Source organism: Parafrankia discariae (assembly GCF_000373365.1).
GTDB classification, from domain to species: domain Bacteria; phylum Actinomycetota; class Actinomycetes; order Frankiales; family Frankiaceae; genus Parafrankia; species Parafrankia discariae.
Genome location: NZ_KB891184.1, coordinates 1 through 1,970, shown reverse-complemented (window position 1 = coordinate 1,970; position 1,970 = coordinate 1). Strand labels below are relative to the sequence as shown.

Sequence of the window (1,970 nt, the reverse complement as noted above, 5' to 3'; positions counted from 1 at the left end):
GGGAAATAGTGATCAAAAAGTTTCCGGCTGTTGGCGTGTCGCACTCGGACCGAAATGGCCTGCTGAGCTAGGAAAAGCTAAACTTAGCGGTATTGATCGGCTGGGCCATGGACGACAACTACAAGACCGGGCTCATCGATACCGACATCACCATGGCCGCCCGTAACCACCAAATCGCCGACGGAGCTATTTTTCATGCGGACCGCGGAAGTAACTACACATCTGCCCAGTTCGCTGCTACCTTGAAGAAACTCGGGATTCGCCAGTCCGTCGGCCGGACCGGTATCTGCTACGACAACGCAATGGCCGAGTCGTTCTTCGCGACTCTCAAGAACGAACGTGTCCACCGCACGGTCTACCCGACCCGCGAACACGCCCGCCGCGACATCGCCCGGTACATAGAAATCCGTTACAATACGACACGCCGCCACTCGGGACTCGACTACCGCACCCCACAACAGGTCTACGACGAGTACCTGAAAAAGCAGTCCGCAGCGTAAATAAGCTCAATAAAGCCTGTCCGGAATTAACGAGGCACACCAGTCACCAGCGTGACCCTCGACCTGTTCGGAGCCGAAGGCGGCAGCGCGGCCGGGTTCGTGGCCCCCAACCCGTCGAACGACGGCGCCCCCGGCGGACTCGGCGGCGAGACCCGCGGAACACTTGCCGTGCGCCCGGGACAGGTCCTCCAAATCACCGTGGGCGCCGCCGGGATCCCCGGGACGTCCCGGCATGGTGAGTTCGCCCGGCCCGGCGGCTTCGGCCACGAGTCCGGCGGCGGCGGCGCGCACGGTGGGGGCGGATCCGGTGGTGGCGCCTCGGACGTGCGGGTCGACACCTTCGGCCCGTCCGACCGGATCATGGTCGCGGGCGGCGGTGGCGGGGCCGGCAACGGCGGGCCCCTGCTGCACGGCGGGAACGGCGGCGGTCCCGCCGGGGATGCCGGCGGCCAGGGCGGGGGGCCCGCCGGATCCGGGGTCGCCGGCAGCGGCGGGACGCAGAGCGCACCCGGGGTCGGTAGCCCGAACTCCACCCGGGGCGGTCCCGGGGCCCCGGGAACCGAGATAGATCCCAACACCGGTCAGCCCAATCCGGGGAGCGGAGGCCCCGGGGGCAACGGCGGTGGCGGCGGCAACGGCGGCGGCGGTGGGGGCGGGGGCTACTTCGGCGGTGCCGGTGGCTCCGGCGGCGGAGACCCGGGCGACTTCTACGGCGCCGGCGGTGGCGGCGGAAGCGGCTTCGTGGCGCCGGCGCTGACCGACGCAGCTCTCGTCCCGGGCGTCAACCACGGTAACGGCCACGCGACCGTCTCGTTCCGGTACGCGGCCCCGGTCTCACTCACCTCCAACACCTCCACACCGTTGTACGGGCACGCCGTCACCCTCACCGCCACCGTCGGCTCCGCGAACCCGATCGCGCCGACCGGGACGGTCACGTTCCTGGACGGAGCGACCCCGTTGGGAACCGCGCCGCTGAACGGGGGACAAGCCGGCATCAGCATCGGCGGGCTCCAACCCGGAACCCATGCGATCACCGCCAGCTACAGCGGAGACCCGGCCAACATCCCGACCATCACGACAGGGCCCACCAGCATCACCGTCACGTTCAGCCAACCGTGCATCACGACGTCGCGTAGTGGCCCCCTGACGGTCGCCGCCGACCAGTCGCTCTGCATAGGCCCCGGCGGTAGGCAGAACGGGCCGGTGACCGTGCGCTCCGGCGGAGCCCTCGCCCTGACGGGCGCCGAGGTCACCGGCCCGGTAACCGCCGACGGTGCCCTCGCCGTCACCGCCTGCCAGTCGACGATCAACGGTCCCCTGACGGTCAGGAACAGCAGCGGTTACGTGCTCATCGGCGCGGATCCCGGTGATGCGACGGAGCAATGGTTGAGACCTGTGGATCGGTTGGGGAGGGCGTACCTTCCCGGTGATCGAGGTTTGGGTCTCAGTCAGGCCGACGTTGGCGCGTCG

The 1,970-nt window shown here is 68.9% G+C and carries 2 protein-coding genes; both read left to right on the top strand.

The window, feature by feature from the left end:
• The first annotated feature begins 92 nt into the window (after positions 1-92).
• Entirely contained in the window at positions 93-500 is a 408-nt protein-coding gene (locus B056_RS36010; RefSeq protein WP_084647128.1) for an integrase core domain-containing protein, read from the top strand.
• A 51-nt stretch (positions 501-551) separates the two neighbouring features.
• The coding region (locus B056_RS39385) for an Ig-like domain-containing protein (RefSeq protein ID WP_018501761.1) at positions 552-1,970 on the top strand (1,419 nt) is incomplete at its 3' end.